We start from the raw sequence: 18841 nt of genomic DNA on the forward strand, positions 1-18841 counted from the left end.
GGGACGTGCCAGGACCACCTGCTCGGCGCCGGCGGTCCGCGTCAGGGGAGGGGGCCCAGGAGCGACTGCGCGACGGTCGAGTGGGCGGACTCGTCGTCGGACGGGTGGAAGATCCCGGCGAGGACGTCGCGGTAGAGACGGCCGAGCTCGTTGCCGGCGAAGTAGCTGGAGCCGCCCGCGACCCGCACCATCTGGTCGACGACGGTCTTCGCCGTCTCCGTCGCGCGCACCTTGAGCCCTGCGGTCGCGCGGAACCAGCCCGCGCCGCGGTCGACGAGGGCGTCGAGCTCGGCCGCGACGGTGTCGATCTGCGGCCAGACGGCGTCGAGCGCGAGCGCGGCGTCCGCGAGGCGCCAGCGGACGTCCGGGTCCTCGGAGAGCGGCGCGCCGTCGTTCTTCATCGACGTCCGACGGCGGGCCGCGGCGACGCCGAGCTCGAGCGCACGGTCCGCGATGCCCGTGTACACCGACGCGAGCAGCGTCTCGAACGTCGTGAAGATCCCGACGACGAGGGGGTCCAACGTCGGGCCCGGCGGCAGACGCCGGACGACGCGCTCGACGGGGGCGAACGCGCCGTCGAGCACCGTGGAGCGCGACTGCGACGCGCGCATGCCCATCGTGTCCCAGTCGTCGAGCACCTGGACCCCGGCGTCGCGCGACACGAACGCGTGCACGAGGCGCGGGGCGTCGCGCGACTGGGTGTCGAGCCCCAGCACGCCGAGCCGCGTCCACGCGGGCGAGTTCGACGTGAAGATCTTGCGGCCGTGGAACGTGTACCCGCCCCGCTCGTCCGGGCGCGCCTCGGTGCGCGAGCCGAGCAGCACGAGGTCGTTGCCGCCCTCGGAGTACCCGAACCCGAAGACGTCCCCGCGGACGGCGTCCTCGAGCAGCCAGTCGAGCGACGCGTCACCGCGCAGGTGGAGGTAGCGCGCGACGCCCGTCCACACGTGGTGCATGTTCACGGCGAGCGCCGTCGCGGGGGCGGCACCCGCGAGCCGCGCCTGCTCGTGCGTCAGCTCGCGCAGGGTGAGGCCCGCGCCGCCGAACGACTCCGGCACGAGCGCGCGCAGGTACCCGGCCTCGGTGAGTGCGGCGAGGTCCTCGGTGAAGAACGCGTTGTCGCGGTCGTAGCCCGCGGCCCGGCCGCGGATCTGCTCCAGCAGCTCGTCGGAGAGCAGCGTGCGCGGCGTGGGGAACGGGGCGGGTGACGGGACGGGCGTGGGCATGGCCTGCCTTCGGTCTCGGGACGGACGGTGGAGGGGCGGACGGGGAAGGGCCCCGGCGACGTGCGTCGCCGGGGCCCCTCCACCGTACGGCGGCCGGTGGCCGGCCGTCAGCCCACGAGGACGGGCACCGGGTCCTCCGGGTGGGGGAGGATGCGGCGCAGGACGTCCGCGAGCGTCACGACGCCGACGAACCGCTCGCCGTCCATGACGACCGCGAGCTGCTCGCTCGACTCGCGCATGCGCGCGAGCGCGGCGTGCACCGTGGTGCCGGACTCCAGGACGAACCCGGGGCGCGCGAGCTCCTTGGCGAGCCGGTCGTCCGGCTCGAGGAGCGTGTCGCGCACGTGCACGACCTTCGGGACCACGCTCCCGTTCTGGACGAGGATGCGCAGGTGGCCCGAGCGGGCCGACGCGCGTCGCACGTCGGCCGCGGTCGCGTCGGCGGGGACCGACGTGGGCCGGCTCCCGGCCGGCACGAGCGCGTCGACCGTGAGGGTCTCGAGCTCGATCACGCCCGAGATCTGCGCCCGGTATGACGCCTCGAGCGCGCCGACGTTCGCCGAGTGCTCGACCAGGTGCCGCAGGGTCGCGGCGTCCTGCCCGCCACCCTCGACGTTCTCCACCGGCTCGACGCCCACGGCCCGCACGCAGCGGTTCGCGAGCTCGTTGAGCCAGCGCAGGAGCGGGCGGAACGCCCACATGAACCCGCGCATCGGCAGCGCGAGGAGCGTGGCAGACCGCTCGGGGTGGGCGATGGCCCACGACTTCGGTGCCATCTCGCCGACGACGAGGTGCAGGAACGTCACGACGATCAGCGCGAGCACGAAGCCCGCGACGTCGGCGGCCCACAGGGGCGCGCCCCACGTCTCGAAGACGGGCGTGAGCCAGTGGTGGACGGCGGGCTTGGTGATGGCACCGAGCGCGAGCGTGCACGCGGTGATGCCGAGCTGGGCGCCGGCCATGAGGAGCGTGAGCTCGTTCGAGCTGCGCAGCGCGGCGCGCGCGGCGCGGCTCGTGGGGGCGGCGTCCTCGAGGCGGTGCCTCTTGGCGCCGAGGAGCGCGAACTCCACGGCGACGAAGAACGCGCTGAGCGCGATGATCGCGACGGTCGCCGTGACGACGACCCAGGGGTTGCTCATCGGGTCTCCTCCGCGGCGTCGGTCGGGTGCGCAACCTCGCGCGCGGTCGGGTGCACGACGACGTCGACGGGGACGTCGCCCCGCCGCTCGACGAGCCGGACGCGCACGAGACGCGGCACGTGCCGCTCGACCGACAGGACGTCGACGAGGAGGGCGCGGTGCACCGGCTCGTCGTGCACGAGGTCGGCCGGGTCGTCCGGCAGCGGCACCTCGATCTGGTCGCCCGCGCGCGGCAGGGCGCCGTGCTGGGCGATGAGGAGCCCGGAGACCGTCTCGTGGTCGCCGCGGGGCAGGTCGTGCCCGAGGGCGCGCTCCGCCTCGTCGACGTGGACGTCGCCGCCCATGACCCACACGCCGTCCTCCTCGGCCGTGACCGTGGCGGGCTGCTCGGGGTCGTGCTCGTCGGTGATCTCGCCGACGAGCTCCTCGGCGAGGTCCTCGACGGTCAGCACGCCGGTGAAGCCGCCGTACTCGTCGATGACGCACGCGAGCTGGTTGCGCGTGGAGTTGAGCTGCGCGAGGGCGTCCGGGAGCGTCATGGCCGTCGGCAGCACCACGGCCTGGCGCATGAGCGCCGTGACGGGGGCGTCCGCGGGCAGGTCGGTCGCGAGGACGTCGGCGAGCTGGACGACGCCGAGCGGCTGGTCCGTGTCGTCGACCACCGGGTAGCGCGTGTGGGCGCGGGCCATGAGCTCTCGCACCTCGGCGACGGTCGCCTCGGGCCGCACGGTTCCCACGCGCGAGCGCGGGATCATCGCGTGCTCGACGTCGCGCTGCGGGAAGTCCAGCACGCGGTCGAGGAGCACGGACAGCTCGTCGGTCAGGTTCCCGCTCTCGCGCGAGTCGGCCACGATGTGCTCGAGGTCGCGCGCGGTCGCGGTGTTGTCGACGTCGTGGACGGGCTCGATCCTGAGCATCCGCAGCAGCGCGTTGGACGCCTTGTCGAACACCGCGATGAGCCAGCCGAACACCGTGAGGTACGCCGACGTCGAGCGTGCCAGACCCTTCGCGAGCGGCTCGGGCCGCGCGATGGCGAGGTTCTTGGGGAACAGCTCGCCGAAGAGCATCTGGATGATCGTCGACAGCACGAGCGCCAGGACGGTGCCCACCGCGACGCCGACACCCGTCGGGACGCCGACGCCGCCGAGCATGGTGCCGAGCGACTGCCCGATGAGGGGCTCGGCCACGTAGCCGACGAGCAGGCCCGTCACCGTGATGCCGAGCTGCGCGCCGGACAGGACGAAGGAGGTGCGCCGGGTCACGGCGAGCGCGCGCCGGGCCGACTCGTCGCCGGCCTCCGCCTTGGCCCCCAGCCGGGAGCGGTCGACGGTCATGTAGGCGAACTCCTGCGCGACGAAGTAGGCCGTCGCCGCCGTGATCGCGAGGACCACGAGGAGCCCGAGGAGGAGGGAGAGGAAGGTCGTCATCGTGCCCGCACCGCCCTGCGGTCGACGGGGACGCGTGGGTGCGTCCGCTCGCTGCCGGGGCCGGTGCGGCCGGGACTATGGTCGGGGTCGTCGGCCGCGGGGGCCTCGAGAGTCGTGTCTTCCACGGCACTCCCAACGCCGGAGCCTCCCGGATCGTTCCCGGGATCTCGCGGGGATGCTCGCCGGGATCTCGCACCGGCGCGCGTCCGCGCGCGAGCAGGCGTCCGGTAGGGTCGTCCGCGATGTCCAGCCAGAGCCCCGACCGGTCCGTGCCGTCCACCGACGAGCACCCCACCGGCGCCCCCCGCAAGCCCCGCGTCCTCGTGCTGTTCGGCGGGCGCTCGGGCGAGCACGCCATCTCCGCCGCGACCGCCGCGGGCGTCCTGCGCGCCATCGACCGGACGCGTTACGACGTCGTCCCGGTCGGGATCACGCCGTCGGGCGAGTGGGTCCTCGCGGCCGACGAGCCGTCGCGCTGGGAGATCACGGCGGGCCGGCTGCCTCAGGTCGAGCCGACGGGCGAGGAGGTCATCCTCCCGCTGTCGACCGGGCGCCGGGACCTGCGGGTGCTCGCGCCCGGCGAGGTGCCGCGCGTGCTCGGCGAGGTGGACGTCGTCTTCCCGCTCCTGCACGGCCCCTACGGCGAGGACGGCACCCTCCAGGGCATGCTCGAGCTCGCCGACGTGCGCTACGTGGGCGCGGGCGTCCTCGCCTCGGCGGTCGGCATGGACAAGCACTTCATGAAGCTCGTGCTCGCGGGCGAGGGCCTGCCGATCGCGCCGTACACCGTCGTCAAGCCGGGGGCGTTCGAGCGCGACCCGGAGACGGTGACGCAGGCGGTGGCCGCGCTCGGCCTGCCCGTCTTCGTCAAGCCCGCGCGCGCCGGGTCGAGCCTCGGCATCTCCAAGGTCGACGACCTCGCCGACCTGCCCGCGGCGATCGCGGCGGCGCAGGAGCACGACCCGAAGGTCGTCGTCGAGGCGGGCGTCGTCGGTCGCGAGATCGAGTGCGCCGTCCTCGGCGGACGCGGGGGAGCGCGGCCGCGCGCGTCCCTGCCGGGGGAGATCGTCGTCACGGGCGAGCAGCACGACTTCTACGACTTCGAGGCCAAGTACCTCGACGAGGCCGGGGTCGAGCTGTCGTGCCCGGCGGACCTCCCGGAGCACCTCGTCGAGCGCGTGCGCGAGATCGCCGTGCGCACGTTCGAGGCGGTCGGCGCGGAGGGCCTCTCGCGCGTCGACGTGTTCGTCACGCCCGACGAGCAGGTCGTCGTCAACGAGATCAACACCATGCCCGGCTTCACGCCGTTCTCGATGTACCCGCGCATGTGGGAGAAGTCGGGGCTCAGCTACCCCGACCTCATCGACGAGCTCGTCGCCCTCGCGCTCGAGCGGCCCACCGGCCTGCGCTGACCGCGCGGGCGGCGAGCCGGGGGCAGGCCCGGGACGGGCACCGGCTCAGCCGACGTCGCCCACCCCGACGCACGCGCGCGTCTGCGGGACCTCCATGACCGCGCGGCCCAGGTCCGCGATGAACGACGTCGAGTGTCCCTCCGTCACGGCGGGCGGGACGACGACCTGCACCGCGGGGTCGCGCCCGTAGGTGGTGAACGTCCACGTGCCCTCGTCCTCGACGACGAGCCAGTCGACGCTGCCCCCCTCGGACACGACGCTCTGGCACGCCGTCGTCGTGGGCCCGGGCACCTCGACGCCGCACCGCAGCGTCACCGCTGCGCCCGGCTCGCCCCAGGCGGCCGTGGCCTGGCTCGTCGTGCCGACCTTCGGCAGGTCCTCGCCCAGCGAGTCGGGCAGCGCGAGCACGACGTCCGCGCACAGCGGGTTCTGGGCGTCGTCCGCCACGGGGACGCCGATGCGCGGCGCGCACGCGGCGGTCGCGGCCACGACTCCCAGGAGCGCGGGGACGGCCAGGGCGCGGACGAGCCGGCGGCGGGACGGCCGGGACGATCCCGGACGGGCGGAGGGGAAGCGGGGAGGAACGACGTCGAGCACGCGACCACCGTAGCGGCCCGCGACGGGTGCCCGTGACCGCCCGGGCGGCGACTAGGGTGGCCGCGTGAGCGAGACGCCCCTGCTGGTCCGCGACGTGCCCGAGGAGGCGCTCCTCGCCCGGATCTTCCCCCTGCTGCCCACGGCCCCCTCGACGCTCGTCGGGCCGGGGGACGACTGCGCGGTCGTCGCCGCGCCCGACGGCCGCTACGTCGTGTCCACCGACGTCCTCGTCGAGGACCGGCACTTCCGCCGACGCTGGTCGACGGGCTACGACGTCGGCCGCCGCGCCGCCGTGCAGAACCTCGCCGACGTCGTGTCCATGGGCGCGCGCCCCGCGGCGCTCGTCGTCTCGCTCGTCATGCCGGGCGACCTGCCCGTCGACTGGGTCACCGGGTTCGCGCGCGGGCTGGCCGACGCGTGCACCCCGCTCGGTGCCGCGGTCGTGGGCGGTGACCTGTCCGGAGGGGACCAGGTCGTGGTCGCCGTGACCGTCCACGGGGACCTGGAGGGACGCGAGCCGGTGCTGCGCGGCGGCGCCCGGGCGGGCGACGTGGTCGCGCTCGCGGGGACGCTCGGGCGGTCCGCCGCGGGTCTCGCGCTGCTCGACGCCGGTCGCGCGGACGTCGACGACGCGCTCGTCGCCGCCTATTTGCGTCCCGACCCGCCGCTCGCCGCAGGCCCGGTCGCGGCCGACGCCGGGGCCACGGCGATGATGGACGTCTCGGACGGCCTGCTGCGGGACGCGGGGCGGGTCGCGCGGGCGAGCGGCGTCGTCGTGGACCTGGACCCGGGCGCGCTCGACGCCGACCGTGCCCGGCTGCGGGACGCGGGCGCCGCGCTCGCGGGCGAGGACGACGGGGCGGAGCTCGTCGACGGGTGGGTCCTGTCCGGGGGAGAGGACCACGGCCTGCTCGCCACGTTCCCCGCGGCGGCACCGCTCCCGGCCGGGTTCCGGCGGCTCGGCACGGTGCGTCCCGCGGGCGACGACGGCGCGGGCGTGCGCCTGGACGGCGCGGTGCCGCGCCGGTCGTCGGGGTGGGACCACTTCCGCGCTTGAGCGCGGGCGTCAGCTCCGGCGGCGGTAGCGGACGGCGGTGAGGTCCTTGCCGCCGATGTCGTCGCGGCGCTCGACCCCGTCCGGGCTGAACCCGTGCCGGCGGTAGAACCGGCGCGCGCGCTCGGCGTCCTCGAGGACCCAGAGCGTGACGGTGGTGCCGGGGGCCACCTCGCCGAGCATGGTGCGCATGAGGTCGCGCGCGACACCGCGGCCCCAGGACTCGGGGTCGAGGTAGATGGCGTAGATCTCCAGGTCCCCGGGTTCGGCGTCCTCGTCGCGACCGGGGCCGAGGGTGGCGAAGCCGATGGTGCGGCCGTCGGCGTCGGCGAGCCACGTGCGCGCCCCGGCGGTGCCGAGGCTCTGGACCCAGTGCTTCTCACGCTGGTCGTGGTCGAGCGAGGCGAGGTACTCGTCCGGCACGATGCCGGCGTACGCGCCGCGCCACGACGCGATGTGCACGGCCGCGATGGCGCGCGCGTCCGCGGGGCCGGCCGGGCGGATCGTTACCTCGCTCAGTTCCGTCACCATGGACAAAGACTGCCACCCGGGCGGGGATACACCAAGCCCGTTTGTCCGGATCCTCAGGAGATCTTCGGAGCTCGGGCGTCCGGCGACGGGGGCCGCAGACGACGAGAGCGCCCGCCGGGGACCGGCGAGCGCTCTCGTGGAGGAGTCGCGCGACTCAGGCGGGGCGGGTGACCTTGCCGGCCTTGAGGCACGAGGTGCACACGTTGAGGCGCTTGGGCGTCCCCGCGACCACGGCGCGCACGCGCTGGATGTTGGGGTTCCAGCGGCGCTTCGTGCGGATGTGGGAGTGCGAGATGCTGTGCCCGAAGCCCGGGCCCTTGCCGCAGACGTCGCAGTTGGCAGCCACGGTTTCTCCTGATCGTCGTGCACGTCGCGCACGCAGCGGCGACGTCCTGAATGGTCTGTAGGGTGTCCGGCCCGGTGTCCCTCGGCGGCTCCTCGACGACGTCGAGGGCGCGCGAAGCACCCGGGCAACCTCGTCAGGGTAGCCGATCCGAGGCCCTGAGCTCAAACCGGGTCCGCGTCGCGCGGATCACGCCGGACCCGGGGCGGCTCGCCCCACGACCGGGGGCCGGGTTGACTACCGTGGTCCCGACGACCGCCGGGTCGTCCGACCCGCCGCGCGCGGCCGGGCCGTCCCCCAGCGTACGAGGAGCCGTCCCGACGTGAGCCCCGGAGCCGACGTGGTCGACGCCGCCGTCGTCGTCGCGTGGGGTCGTGGCGGTGTCCACGCCCTCGCCCAGGCGCGTGCGTCGCTCGACCGCGTGAACGTCTTCCCCGTGGCCGATGCGGACACCGGCACGAACATGTACCTCACGCTGCTCGACGCCGTGCGGGCGCTGCCCGCGGGTACGGCGGACGCCGCGGGCCCAGCAGGCGGGGCGGGCGACGTGCTCGTGCGTCTCGCGCGCGGGGCGCTCGTCGGGGCGCGAGGCAACTCCGGCGTCATCCTCAGCGAGTACCTGCGCGGGCTCGCGCTCGAGCTCGCCGAGCACCGGACGGTCTCGGGGGCGGCGCTCGCCGTCGGCCTGGACCGCGCCGCGCGCACGGCGCGGGGCGCCGTCGCGCGCCCGGCGCCGGGCACGATCCTCACCGCGGCGGACGCGGCGGCCCGCGCGGCCGCGGACGTCCTCACGGACGGCGACCCCTCGCCCGGTGCCGTCGCCGCGGCGGCGCGGGACGGCGCCCGCGCGGCGGCGCTGCGCAGCACCGACGAGCTCGACGCGCTGGCACGAGCGCAGGTGCTCGACGCCGGGGCCCTCGGCCTCGTGCTCGTGCTCGGCGCGCTCGTCGCGGCGCTCGACGGGCGGACCGGCGGACCGGACCGCACGCAGATCGACGAGCCGGGCCGCGGGACCGTCGACGCCCGCCTCGACGGGCCCGGCGCGGCGCCGGAGACCCCCGCGCCGGTCGTGTCGGAGGTGCTGGGCATGATGTCCGGCATGACGCCGGTCACCGGGTCGTCCGCGGGGGCGGCGTCGGGGACCGAGGCCGCGCACGAGGGGGGCGAGTTCGAGGTGATGTACGTGGTCGACCTGCCGGGCGGTGCGCTCGGCGACGCCATGGGCGCGTCGACGGGACCGGGGGAGCGGCTGCGGTCCGACCTGTCCCGGATCGGGGACTCCGTGGTGGTCGTCGGCGGCGCGGGCGAGGACGGGTCGGGGCTGTGGCAGGCGCACGTCCACACCGACGACCCGATGGCCGCGGTCGCGGCCGGGCGGGCGGTGCTCGCCGACGCCCGCGGCCGCGCGTCGCGGGAGCGAGCGGGGGCGCTCGTCGCGCTGCGGCAGGTCCGCGTGCGCCACCTGCCGGGGGCGCACGGGCACGGCCACCTTCCGGAAGCGGCGGGCATCACGGCGGACGGCGGCCCGTCGGACGAGCCGGGGCTCGTCGCCGTGACCAGCGCACCGGGGCTCGTCGCGGACCTCGCGCGCGCGGGCGCCGTCGTGCTCCTGCGCGACGAGCCCGGTGCGCCCGACCTCGCGGCGCTGCACCGCGTCGCCGTCGACGCGCGCGCGGCGCACGTCGTCGTGCTGCCCGGCGGCGACCTTCCCGAGCGGGACGTCGCGACGCTCCGCGCGGCCCTGCGCGAGGACGGCGTCGAGTCGCTCGAGGTGCTCCCGGCGCCGACGGACCTGCACGTGACGGTCGCGCTCGCCGCCGCCCAGCTCGTCGACGGCCCCGGGCGGGTGGACGCCGTGCGGTCCGCGCTCGACACGGTCCGCACGTCCCGGGCGTCGGCGGCCGGGACGGACGACCCCGAGGCCGCGCGCCGGCTCGTCGGGCTCCTGGAGGGCCTGCTCGAGCGTCCCGCCGAGGTCGTCACGGTCCTCGCGGACGACGACGTGCCCCTCCCGGCGCTCGACGCGCTCGCCCCCGCGGCAGCCCGCGCCGGGGCCGAGCTCGTGCTCCTGCGCTCGGGCCGGGACGGCGGCACGGTCGCGCTCGCCGCGGAGGGCGCCGTCGTCCACCACGGCACGGACGAGGCGGTGGGCGCATGACGGACCGGCTGGCCGAGCCGCTGACCCGCGCCGTCGGGACGCGCAGCGCGGGGCCGCTCGCGAAGCTCGGCGTCGAGACCGTGGGCGACCTGCTGCGCCACTACCCGCGCCGCTACGGCGACCCCGGCCGTCTCACGGACCTCGGCGGGCTCGCCCTCGGCGAGCACGTGACGATCGTCGCCCAGGTCCGCAGCGCGACCGTCCGGCGCATGCGCAACCGCGCGGGCGCCATCCTCGAGGCCGTCGTGACGGACGGTCCGCAGCAGCTCTCGCTCACGTTCTTCGCGAAGAGCCCCAACGTGCTGCGCTACCACGAGCAGCGGCTCGCGCCGGGGCGGCACGGCCTGTTCACGGGCGTCGTCGGCCTCTACCGGGGCACGCGCCAGCTCACGCACCCCGACTACAAGATCATCGGCATGGACGACGACGCTGAGGACGCCGAGAGCGCCGTCCTCGAGGCGAGCAGGCCGATCCCCATCTACCCCGCGAGCGGGAGCATCCCGAGCTGGAAGATCCAGCCGGCCGTGCGGACGGTCCTCGACCCGCTGCGCGAGGAGGACGTCCCCGACCCGCTGCCCGACGCCGTCCGCGAGCGGCGCGGGCTCGGCACCCGGCTCGAGGCGCTGCGCGACGTCCACGAGCCGTACGACGAGAAGCAGTGGCGGCGCGGTCGCGACCGGCTGCGGTACGAGGAGGCGTTCGTCCTCCAGGCCGCGCTCGCGCAGCGGCGTGCCCGGGCCGCCGCCGAGCCCGCGACCGCCCGCCCGCCCCGGCCGGAGGGCGAGCCGGGCATCCTCGCGGACTTCGACGCGGCGCTGCCGTTCACGCTCACGCAGGGACAGCGCGAGGTGGGCCGGGAGATCGCCGACGACCTCGCGCTCGCGCGCCCCATGCAGCGGCTCCTCCAGGGCGAGGTCGGCTCCGGCAAGACCGTCGTCGCGCTGCGCGCGATGCTCCAGGTGATCGACGCCGGCGGCCAGGCGGCGCTCCTCGCGCCCACCGAGGTGCTCGCCGCGCAGCACGCGCGGACCCTGCGGGCGCTCCTCGGACCGCTCGCCGAGGGCGGGTTCCTCGGAGGCGCCGACCACGGGACGCGCGTCGCGCTCCTCACGGGCTCGCTCGGCGCCGCGGCGCGCAAGGAGGCCCTGCTCGACGCCGCGAGCGGCGCGGCGGGGATCGTCGTGGGCACGCACGCGCTGCTCTCCGAGAACGTGCAGTTCGCCGACCTCGGGCTCGTGGTCGTCGACGAGCAGCACCGGTTCGGCGTCGAGCAGCGCGACGCGCTGCGGGCGAAGGCGCGCACCTCCCCGCACCTGCTGGTCATGACGGCGACGCCGATCCCGCGCACCGTCGCGATGACCGTGTTCGGCGACCTCGAGACGTCGTCGCTCACGGAGATCCCCGCCGGGCGGTCGGGCATCACGACGCACGTCGTGCCCGCCGGGAACCCGACCTGGATGGAGCGGACGTGGGCGCGCGTGCGCGAGGAGGTCGACGCCGGGCACCGTGCGTACGTGGTGTGCGCCCGCATCCACCCGGACGAGCCGGACGCCGACGCGGGCGCGACGGGGGACGACGACTTCGACGACGTCCCGGACTTCCTGCTCGACCCCGAGGCGCCCGACGCCGTCGAGCGGGCGCCGTTGCGCGCCGTGCTGGAGGTCGCGGAGGAGCTGCGCGCCCACCCGCGGCTCGCCGGGCTGACGGTCGGCGTGCTGCACGGCCAGATGCCGCCGGCCGAGAAGGACGCCGTGATGGCCGACTTCGCGTCGGGCGCGGTCCAGGTGCTCGTCTCCACGACGGTCGTCGAGGTCGGCGTCGACGTCCCGGAGGCCACGGCGATGGTCGTGCTCGACGCGGACCGGTTCGGCATCTCCCAGCTCCACCAGCTCCGCGGGCGCGTCGGGCGCGGGTCGGCCGCCGGGCTGTGCCTGCTCGTGTCGACCGCGCAGCCGGGCACGCCCGCCGCGACGCGCGTCGAGACGCTCGCCCGCACGACGGACGGGTTCGAGCTCGCCACCGTCGACCTCGAGCTGCGCAGCGAGGGCGACGTCCTGGGCGCCGCGCAGTCAGGGCGCGCGAGCTCCCTGCGCCTCCTGCGCGTCGTCAAGGACGCGGACGTCATCGAGACCGCGCGGGCGGACGCGGCGGAGGTCGTCGCGCAGGACCCGGACCTCGCGGACCACCCGGCGCTCGCCGCCGCGATCCGCGAGCAGCTCGACCCCGAGCGCGAGGAGTTCCTCGAGCGTGCGTGACGGCGGGGCGCCGCGGCGTCTGCGTAGGGTGGGCGCGTGACGAGGATCGTGGCGGGAACAGTCGGTGGGCGCACGCTGCAGGTCCCGCCCCGCGGCACGCGACCGACGAGCGAGCGCGTGCGGGAGGCGATCTTCTCCCGGCTCGAGCACCTCGGCGTCGTCGACGACGCGCACGTCCTCGACCTCTACGCGGGCTCCGGCGCGCTCGGCCTCGAGGCGGCGAGCCGCGGCGCGGCCGACGTCACGCTCGTCGACTCCGCCCGGGTCGCGGCCGACGTCGCCCGACGCAACGTCGCCGCCCTCGGCCTGTCGAACGTGCACGTCGTCGCGCAGCCGGCCGAGGCGTTCGTCGCGGGCGTGGCGGCGGCCGCGGCGCAGCGGTCGACGGCCGGGGACGCGGCCGGAGCGGCCGGGGCGGCTGGGGCATCGTCCCCGGGGCGTGCGGGCCACGGCCCCTTCCACCTCGTGCTCGTGGACCCGCCCTACGACGTGACGGCCGAGGCGCTCGAGCGCGTCCTCGCGCACCTCGCCGTGCCCGGCGTGCTGGACCCGGCCGCCGTCGTCGTCGTCGAGCGCTCGACGCGCACGCCCGAGCCGACGTGGCCCGCCGGCTGGGAGCTCGTCGCGCACAAGGACTACGGCGAGACCGCGGTGTTCTTCGTCGGCCCGGAGCTCCCCGACGACGCATAGCCCGCCGCCACCCGTGTCCGGCCCCACGTCCCCGTCGACCAGGTGGTTCTGGCTCGTCCGGGTCGGCTGACGCGCCAGGATCGCCTGCTCGGCCTGACGGGACTGCCTGGTCGGTGGGCGCGTCGTAGCGAGCCCTGCGGCTCGCGGCGGCAGTCTCCGGCGGGACCGGCGGGTCAGGCCGTCGGGGCTCGGGTCTCGGCCGGGGCGAGGGTGCCGACGGGCACGGTCGCGAGGGCGGCGGGGTCGTCCGGGTCGACGAGGCGGACGCGGTCCCCGCCCGCGGCGTCGAGCAGGCGGCGGGTCGCGGCGTCGTCGGCGAGCGTGCCCTCGCTCTCGCGGAGATTCTCCGCGAGGAAGGCGCGCAGCGGCGCGGCCGGGACGTCGTCCTCGGCGGCGTGCGGGCCGAGGGGGAACGACACGAGGAGGAGCGCGGGCACGCGCTCGCCGCCCGGGCCGTCGCCGGGCTGGAAGTAGGGGAGCGCCAAGACGCGCGCCCCGAGGCGCGCGTAGAACCGGAGTCGCGCGACCGGGTCGCCGTGGGCCTCGCTGCCCGTGTGGTGCGCGGGGTGCTCGACCTCGCCCACGACGACGAGCGGGTCGAGCGCGCGCCAGTCGTCGAGCGCGGTGGTGACGAGACGACGGCCCACGCCGCCGCCGCGGCGTCCGGGGGCGATCGCGAGGTAGAGCACGAGGAGGACGCGCGCGTCGGCGAACCACTCGCCGACGACGCCGGCGACGACGCGGCCGTCCTCGACCACGCCGAGGCTGCGCAGCCGCCCGCTCGCGTGGGCGTCGAGCAGCTCCTGCTCGTCGACGAGCTCGGCCGGCGGGAACGACGGCACGAGGACGTCGCGGTGCAGCGAGCGCAGCAGTGCGGGGTCGGTGAGCGGGACGACGGCGGGGGTGGTCACGTCGACCATCGTCGCGCCCGACGCCGGTCCCCGCGCGCCCGGCCGCGCCGCCCGGGTCCGGCGGCCCCCGTGTACTACCGTGACGAGGTGACCACAGCCGTCTGTCCCGGGTCGTTCGACCCGATCACCCTGGGCCACCTCGACATCGTCCGCCGTGCGCGCGCCCTCTTCGACGAGGTCGTCGTCGGCGTCGCGCGGAACGCGTCGAAGTCGGCGCTCCTGAGCGTCGACGAGCGCGTGGACCTCGCGCGGTCCGCGGTGCGGGACGCGGGGCTGGACGGCGTCCGGGTCGAGGTCGTGCCGGGGCTGCTCGTCGACTTCTGCCGCGACGTCGGTGCGACGGCGGTGGTCAAGGGCCTGCGCGGCGGTGCCGACTTCGACGCGGAGCTGCCGATGGCGCTCATGAACCGGCACCTCGCGGGGGTCGAGACGGTGTTCGTCGCGGGCGACGCGGCGCTCCTGCACGTCGCGTCGTCGCTCGTGAAGGACATCGCGCGGTACGGGGGACCGGTGGACGACCTCGTCCCGCCGGGGGTGGGCGACGCCGTCCGGGCGGCGCTGGCACGGACGCAGGGGACCAGCAGGTGAGCACGACGGGAAGGACCGGGTACGTGAGCGAGCAGCAGGACCGACGGCCGACGCACGAGGACCGCGCGGGCGAGGAGGCGCAGGTCGGGTTGAACGCGATCCTCGACGACCTCACGCACCTCGTCGAGTCGGCGCGCACGATGCCGATGTCCGCGTCGGTGCTGGTGCACAAGGGCGACGCCCTCGCGCTCCTGGACGAGCTGCGGGGCGCGCTGCCGGAGCAGCTCGCGCACGCGGACGAGGTGCTCGCGCAGGCGGACGCCGTGCTCGAGGACGCGCACCGGCAGGCGGAGGAGATCCTCACGACGGCGCGCGCCCGGGCGATCGAGCTCGTGCAGACGGAGCAGGTGGTGGTCCAGGCGGAGGCGCGCGCCCGCGACATCGTCGACGAGGCGCAGGAGGCGGCTGCCGTGCTGCAGCGCGACGCCGACGACTACTGCGACCGGCGGCTCGCGGACTTCGAGGTGGACCTCGGGAAGCTCCTCGCGCAGGTCCAGGCCGGCCGGGCGAAGCTCGCGGACCGGCTCGGCGACCGCTTCGGCGACGCCGACGAGTCGCCGTTCCCGGCGACGATGCGCGAGCGCGGCGGGGAGCGCGCGGCCCGCTGACGGGCGTGCCGGTCGCCGGGCCCGACGACCGTCGCGGTCGCCACCGCGAAGGTGGCGACCACGGCGTCCGGTGACGTAAGATCGATGTTTGGCTCGTCGTGTCACGCGTCGACCCGTGCCTGGCAGCCGCCGTCGAGCGGTCGCCGGCCCCCGACCATCGTTGACCACCGTCCGCGGGCGCCCACGCCTGCGGGCTCCGATCCTGGAGCGCACCATCACCGCCGAGAAGACGTCGCCGCTCGTGCTCGACACGCACGAGCTCGCTCGGCGACCCGGGAGCATGCTGACGGTCCGCCGGACCGTCCCCGCGCCGGCCGACCTCGGGACCGCAGTCATCGGCATCCCCGAGGGCAGCGAGCTCGAGCTCGACCTGCGTCTCGAGGCCGTCATGGAGGGCGTGCTCGTCTCCGGGACGGTGACGGGGCGTGCGGTCGGGGAGTGCGTGCGCTGCCTCGACACGGTGCACGAGGACGTCTCGGTCGAGCTCGGCGAGCTGTTCGCCTACCCGGAGCGCGCGAAGGCCGCCGAGGAGTCGGGCGACGACCTGGAGGACGCCGAGGACGTCTACGAGCTGGACGGCGACCTCGCGGACATCGAGCCCGCGCTACGGGATTCGGTCGTCACTGCACTACCATTCAGTCCGGTGTGCCGAGCGGACTGCCCGGGGCTGTGCTCCGAGTGCGGTGCGCGCCTGGCGGACGACCCGGGCCACACCCACGAACTTGTCGACCCTCGGTGGTCGGCGCTGGAGAGCATGTTCGACACCTCGAACGTGTCCGACGAGACGAAAGAGAGCTAGCCGTGGCTGTTCCGAAGCGCAAGATGTCGCGCAGCAACACCCGTGCGCGTCGTTCGCAGTGGAAGACGACCGCCGCGAACCTCACCACCTGCCCGCAGTGCAAGGGCGACAAGCTGTCGCACGCGGCGTGCCCGACGTGCGGTACCTACAAGGGCCGCCAGTACGCCGAGGCGCTGCGCACCGAGCACGCAGGCTGAGGCGCGTGGCACCGGCTGCACCGGCATCCGGTCTTCTCGAGAAGCTCTGGGTCCATCTGGACCCCGAGCTTCTCGTGCTTGCGCTCACGCACCGGTCGTTCGCGCACGAGAACGGCGGCATCCCCACGAACGAGCGTCTCGAGTTCCTCGGTGACACCGTCCTGGGCCTCGTCGTCACGGAGACCCTCTACCGCCGCCACCCCGACCTGTCCGAGGGCGAGCTCGCCAAGATGCGGGCCGCGACCGTCTCGCAGAAGTCGCTCGCCGCGATCGCGCGCCGGCTCGGCCTGGGGCAGTACGTGCTGCTCGGCAAGGGCGAGATCCGTACGCGCGGCAACGACAAGGACTCGATCCTCTCCGACACGGTCGAGGCGATCATCGGCGCGGTCTACCTGAGCCACGGCCTGGAGCCGGCCCGCGGGCTCGTGCTCGGGCTCGTCGAGCCGACGCTGTCGGCGGCGGCCGGTCTGGGTGCCGGGCTCGACTGGAAGACGTCGCTCCAGGAGGCCGCGGCCGCGGCCGGGCTGAGCGCGCCGTCGTACTCGAGCGACGCCGTCGGGCCGGACCACGCGCGGGTCTTCACGTCGTACGTGCACCTCGACGGCCGCCTCTACGGCACGGGCAGCGGGACGGCGAAGAAGTACGCCGAGCAGGAGGCCGCGGAGCGCGCGTACCGCGCGCTCGCGGCGGAGCAGGCCGAGCGCGAGGCGGCGTCCGCGGCCTCGCCGGTCGCCGCCGAGGACGCCGGTGCCTGAGCTGCCCGAGGTCGAGACCGTCCGCGACGGTCTCGCCCGCCACGTCGTGGGCGCCCGCGTCGTCGACGTGGAGGTGCTGCGCGACTACAGCGTGCGGCGCCACGAGGGCGGGCCGGCGGGCTTCCGCGACGAGCTGCTCGGCCAGCGGCTCGGCGCCGCGGTGCGCCGCGGCAAGTTCCTCTGGCTCCCGCTCGAGCCCGCCGCCGGGTCCGACGATGGTCCCGCCGCCGCCCTGCTGGCCCACCTCGGGATGTCGGGCCAGCTCCTCGTCCGCTCCGGCGTCGCGCTCGCCGACCGCTCGCCGCACCTGCGGGTGCGCGTGGTGCTCGAGCACGACGACCGCACCGCGTACGGTGCGCAGGCGCTCGACTTCGTCGACCAGCGCACGTTCGGGCACCTGTCCGTCCAGGACCTCGTCCCGACGCCCGACGGCGCCCCCGGCGGCCTCGGCTCCGACCTCGCCGCGGTCCCGGCGCCCGTCGCGCACATCGGCCGGGACCTGCTCGACCCGTCGCTGCGGCGCGACGACGTGGTGGACGCGATCCGGCGTCGTCGGACGGGCGTCAAGCGCGCGCTGCTCGACCAGACCGTCGTGTCCGGGGTCGGCAACATCTACGCGGACGAGGCGCTGTGGCGCGCCCGGCTGCACTACGCCCGCGCGACGGACACGCTGCGCCGTCCCGAGGCGCACCGTCTGCTCGACGCGGCGGCCGAGGTCATGACCGAGGCCCTCGCGCAGGGCGGCACGAGCTTCGACGCGCTGTACGTCAACGTGAACGGCCAGTCCGGCTACTTCTCGCGGTCGCTCGCCGTGTACGGGCAGGAGGGCGAGCCGTGCCCCCGGTGCGGCACGCCCGTCCGGCGCGACGAGTTCATGAACCGCTCGTCGTACACGTGCCCGCGGTGCCAGCCGCGCCCCCGCAACGGCCGCTGGTAGACCCCGGAAGCGCCCCTCAGCGGGGGACGACGTTGCGGAGCTCGCGGCCCGCGCGGAGCGCGTCGAGGTTGGCGTTGACGAGCTCGGACGCGCGCTGGGGCCGGTTGCCCGCGACGTGCGGCGTGAGGACCAGGCGCGGCGCGTCCCACAGGGGTGACTCCGCGGGCAGGGGCTCGGACCCGGTGACGTCGAGCGCGGCGCCGCCGAGGCGCCCGTCGTGCAGCGCGGCGACGAGCGCGTCCTCGTCGACCGTGGCGCCGCGGCCGACGTTGACGAAGACCGCGTGGTCGGGGAGCTGGTCGATCCGCGCGGCGTCGAACGCGTGCCGCGTCGTGTCGAGGGCGGGCAGGAGCGAGACGAGCACGTCGGTCGAGGCGAGCACGTCGGGGAGGTCGTCGTCGGTCACGACGGGGAAGCCGTGCCGCTCGCCGCGGCGGCTCGCGACGCCCGTCACGTCGGCGCCGAGCGCCGCGAGCAGCGGCGCGAGCCGGGCGGCGATCGAGCCGAAGCCCCACACGGTCACGCGTGCGCCGTCGAGCGTGTAGCGCGCGGCCGTCGCCGGGTCCGCCTGCGCCTGGTTCACCGCGGTGTCCCACCGGTGCTCGCGCTGAGCCGCTCCGAGCACGTCGAGCCGGCGCACGACGGCGAGGACCAGCGCGAGCGCGTGCTCGGCGACGGGGCCGTCGTGCAGGGACCGGCCCGAGGTGATCGTCACGTCCGGCCCGAACCCGGCGGCGAGCACGGCGTCGGGGCCCGCGGCGAGCGTCTGGACCCAGCGCAGGCGCGGGAGCCGCGTCGCGGCGTCGCCGAGGTTCTCCGCGGAGCTGCCCCACACCACGAGCACCGCGGCGTCGGCGTCCTCGGGGCGGAACGGGGCCGCGGCGTCGTACACGACGACCTCGTCGTCCGGGCCCGCGTGCACGTCGAGGGCGATGGTGCCGGGCACGAGGATCTTCACCGCTGCTCCTGAGGTCGTCCGTGGTGTCGTCACGGCCCTCGCGCTGCGCGGGACGGGCCGCCTCGCGAACGTATCACCGCGTCCGAGCCGCCACCGAGCCGCCCTCGCGCCACCTCTGAGCAGGCCCGGCGCCGACCCCGTGCCGGTGCGGCGCCCGGTCCGCGACCTGGCCGCGCCCCGGACGACTCCCCAGGCGCGACCTGCGTCGCGGCGATATGTTCGCGGTGTTCCGACGACGCGCCGTCCGCGCGCCGTC

General features: G+C 75.8%; 19 protein-coding genes. 11 read left to right on the forward strand and 8 right to left on the reverse strand.

Annotated elements, in window-relative coordinates:
• Positions 1-41 precede the first annotated feature (41 nt).
• The 3 genes from ACPCUX_RS08800 to ACPCUX_RS08810 all read right to left on the reverse strand — a co-directional run bounded on the left by ACPCUX_RS08800 (position 42) and on the right by ACPCUX_RS08810 (position 3792).
• Complete coding sequence (locus ACPCUX_RS08800; RefSeq protein WP_423388571.1) at positions 42-1226, reverse strand: acyl-CoA dehydrogenase family protein; 1185 nt, start codon at positions 1224-1226, stop codon at positions 42-44.
• A 107-nt stretch (positions 1227-1333) separates the two neighbouring features.
• Positions 1334-2365: a hemolysin family protein gene (locus tag ACPCUX_RS08805; RefSeq protein WP_043654869.1), complete on the reverse strand. Its 1032-nt coding sequence runs from the start codon at positions 2363-2365 to the stop codon at positions 1334-1336.
• Positions 2362-3792: a hemolysin family protein gene (locus ACPCUX_RS08810; protein WP_081600013.1), complete on the reverse strand. Its 1431-nt coding sequence runs from the start codon at positions 3790-3792 to the stop codon at positions 2362-2364. Before ACPCUX_RS08810 ends, ACPCUX_RS08805 begins: the two co-directional genes overlap by 4 nt.
• A 242-nt stretch (positions 3793-4034) precedes the next feature.
• Between ACPCUX_RS08810 and ACPCUX_RS08815 the strand changes: the two genes are divergently transcribed.
• A complete protein-coding gene (locus ACPCUX_RS08815) occupies positions 4035-5204 on the forward strand; it encodes a D-alanine--D-alanine ligase family protein (protein ID WP_144682401.1) in 1170 nt (389 codons plus the stop codon).
• Between the two features lie 45 nt (positions 5205-5249).
• Here the strand turns inward: ACPCUX_RS08815 and ACPCUX_RS08820 are convergent, their stop codons facing one another.
• Complete coding sequence (locus ACPCUX_RS08820) at positions 5250-5801, reverse strand: DUF3515 family protein (protein WP_232422964.1); 552 nt, start codon at positions 5799-5801, stop codon at positions 5250-5252.
• A gap of 64 nt (positions 5802-5865) precedes the next feature.
• Between ACPCUX_RS08820 and ACPCUX_RS08825 the strand changes: the two genes are divergently transcribed.
• On the forward strand, positions 5866-6858 hold the full coding sequence (locus tag ACPCUX_RS08825; protein WP_137281033.1) for a thiamine-phosphate kinase: 993 nt from the start codon (positions 5866-5868) through the stop codon (positions 6856-6858).
• 9 nt (positions 6859-6867) lie between these two features.
• Here ACPCUX_RS08825 and ACPCUX_RS08830 read toward each other — a convergent pair whose 3' ends face one another.
• Both ACPCUX_RS08830 and rpmB read right to left on the reverse strand, forming a co-directional pair.
• A complete protein-coding gene (locus tag ACPCUX_RS08830; protein ID WP_114554181.1) occupies positions 6868-7386 on the reverse strand; it encodes a GNAT family N-acetyltransferase in 519 nt (172 codons plus the stop codon).
• 154 nt (positions 7387-7540) lie between these two features.
• A complete protein-coding gene (gene rpmB / locus ACPCUX_RS08835) occupies positions 7541-7732 on the reverse strand; it encodes a 50S ribosomal protein L28 (RefSeq protein WP_024840757.1) in 192 nt (63 codons plus the stop codon).
• Between the two features lie 319 nt (positions 7733-8051).
• Here rpmB and ACPCUX_RS08840 point away from each other — a divergent pair, with 319 nt between their 5' ends.
• The 3 genes from ACPCUX_RS08840 to ACPCUX_RS08850 are packed head-to-tail and all read left to right on the forward strand — an operon-like array spanning position 8052 to position 12832.
• Positions 8052-9887, forward strand: a complete 1836-nt coding sequence (locus tag ACPCUX_RS08840) for a DAK2 domain-containing protein (protein WP_137281034.1) — start codon at positions 8052-8054, stop codon at positions 9885-9887.
• A complete protein-coding gene (gene recG, locus ACPCUX_RS08845; RefSeq protein WP_423388572.1) occupies positions 9884-12142 on the forward strand; it encodes an ATP-dependent DNA helicase RecG in 2259 nt (752 codons plus the stop codon). The genes ACPCUX_RS08840 and recG overlap by 4 nt, the downstream gene beginning before the upstream one ends.
• A gap of 36 nt (positions 12143-12178) precedes the next feature.
• Positions 12179-12832, forward strand: coding sequence for an RsmD family RNA methyltransferase (locus ACPCUX_RS08850; RefSeq protein WP_423388573.1), 654 nt, complete (start codon positions 12179-12181; stop codon positions 12830-12832).
• Between the two features lie 173 nt (positions 12833-13005).
• On the opposite strand, the gene ACPCUX_RS08855 is transcribed toward ACPCUX_RS08850, so the two are convergent.
• Positions 13006-13743 (reverse strand): GNAT family N-acetyltransferase, encoded by a 738-nt coding sequence (locus ACPCUX_RS08855; RefSeq protein WP_423388574.1) that lies wholly within the window; start codon positions 13741-13743, stop codon positions 13006-13008.
• An 87-nt stretch (positions 13744-13830) separates the two neighbouring features.
• Here ACPCUX_RS08855 and coaD point away from each other — a divergent pair, with 87 nt between their 5' ends.
• The 6 genes from coaD (at position 13831) to mutM (ending at position 17627) form a co-directional block, all read left to right on the forward strand.
• The gene (coaD, locus tag ACPCUX_RS08860) at positions 13831-14331 is read left to right on the forward strand and encodes a pantetheine-phosphate adenylyltransferase (protein WP_031315746.1); all 501 of its coding nucleotides are present in this window, start codon (positions 13831-13833) and stop codon (positions 14329-14331) included.
• A gap of 23 nt (positions 14332-14354) precedes the next feature.
• Positions 14355-14939, forward strand: a complete 585-nt coding sequence (locus ACPCUX_RS08865) for a hypothetical protein (RefSeq protein ID WP_228485008.1) — start codon at positions 14355-14357, stop codon at positions 14937-14939.
• A 280-nt stretch (positions 14940-15219) separates the two neighbouring features.
• Positions 15220-15738 (forward strand): YceD family protein, encoded by a 519-nt coding sequence (locus tag ACPCUX_RS08870; protein WP_163187270.1) that lies wholly within the window; start codon positions 15220-15222, stop codon positions 15736-15738.
• Positions 15739-15740: 2 nt separating this feature from the next.
• Positions 15741-15935, forward strand: a complete 195-nt coding sequence (gene rpmF / locus ACPCUX_RS08875) for a 50S ribosomal protein L32 (protein WP_021482203.1) — start codon at positions 15741-15743, stop codon at positions 15933-15935.
• Between the two features lie 5 nt (positions 15936-15940).
• Positions 15941-16690 carry a ribonuclease III gene (gene rnc / locus ACPCUX_RS08880; RefSeq protein WP_423388575.1) on the forward strand — a complete coding sequence of 250 codons (750 nt, stop codon included), beginning with the start codon at positions 15941-15943 and terminating at the stop codon, positions 16688-16690.
• The gene (gene mutM / locus ACPCUX_RS08885) at positions 16683-17627 is read left to right on the forward strand and encodes a bifunctional DNA-formamidopyrimidine glycosylase/DNA-(apurinic or apyrimidinic site) lyase (RefSeq protein WP_168944353.1); all 945 of its coding nucleotides are present in this window, start codon (positions 16683-16685) and stop codon (positions 17625-17627) included. The genes rnc and mutM overlap by 8 nt, the downstream gene beginning before the upstream one ends.
• A gap of 16 nt (positions 17628-17643) precedes the next feature.
• On the opposite strand, the gene ACPCUX_RS08890 is transcribed toward mutM, so the two are convergent.
• Complete coding sequence (locus tag ACPCUX_RS08890; RefSeq protein ID WP_423388576.1) at positions 17644-18585, reverse strand: NAD(P)-dependent oxidoreductase; 942 nt, start codon at positions 18583-18585, stop codon at positions 17644-17646.
• Positions 18586-18841: the final 256 nt, after the last annotated feature.

The sequence above is a fragment of the Cellulosimicrobium sp. AB352 genome, from assembly GCF_049538415.1.
GTDB classification, from domain to species: Bacteria; Actinomycetota; Actinomycetes; order Actinomycetales; family Cellulomonadaceae; genus Cellulosimicrobium; species Cellulosimicrobium funkei.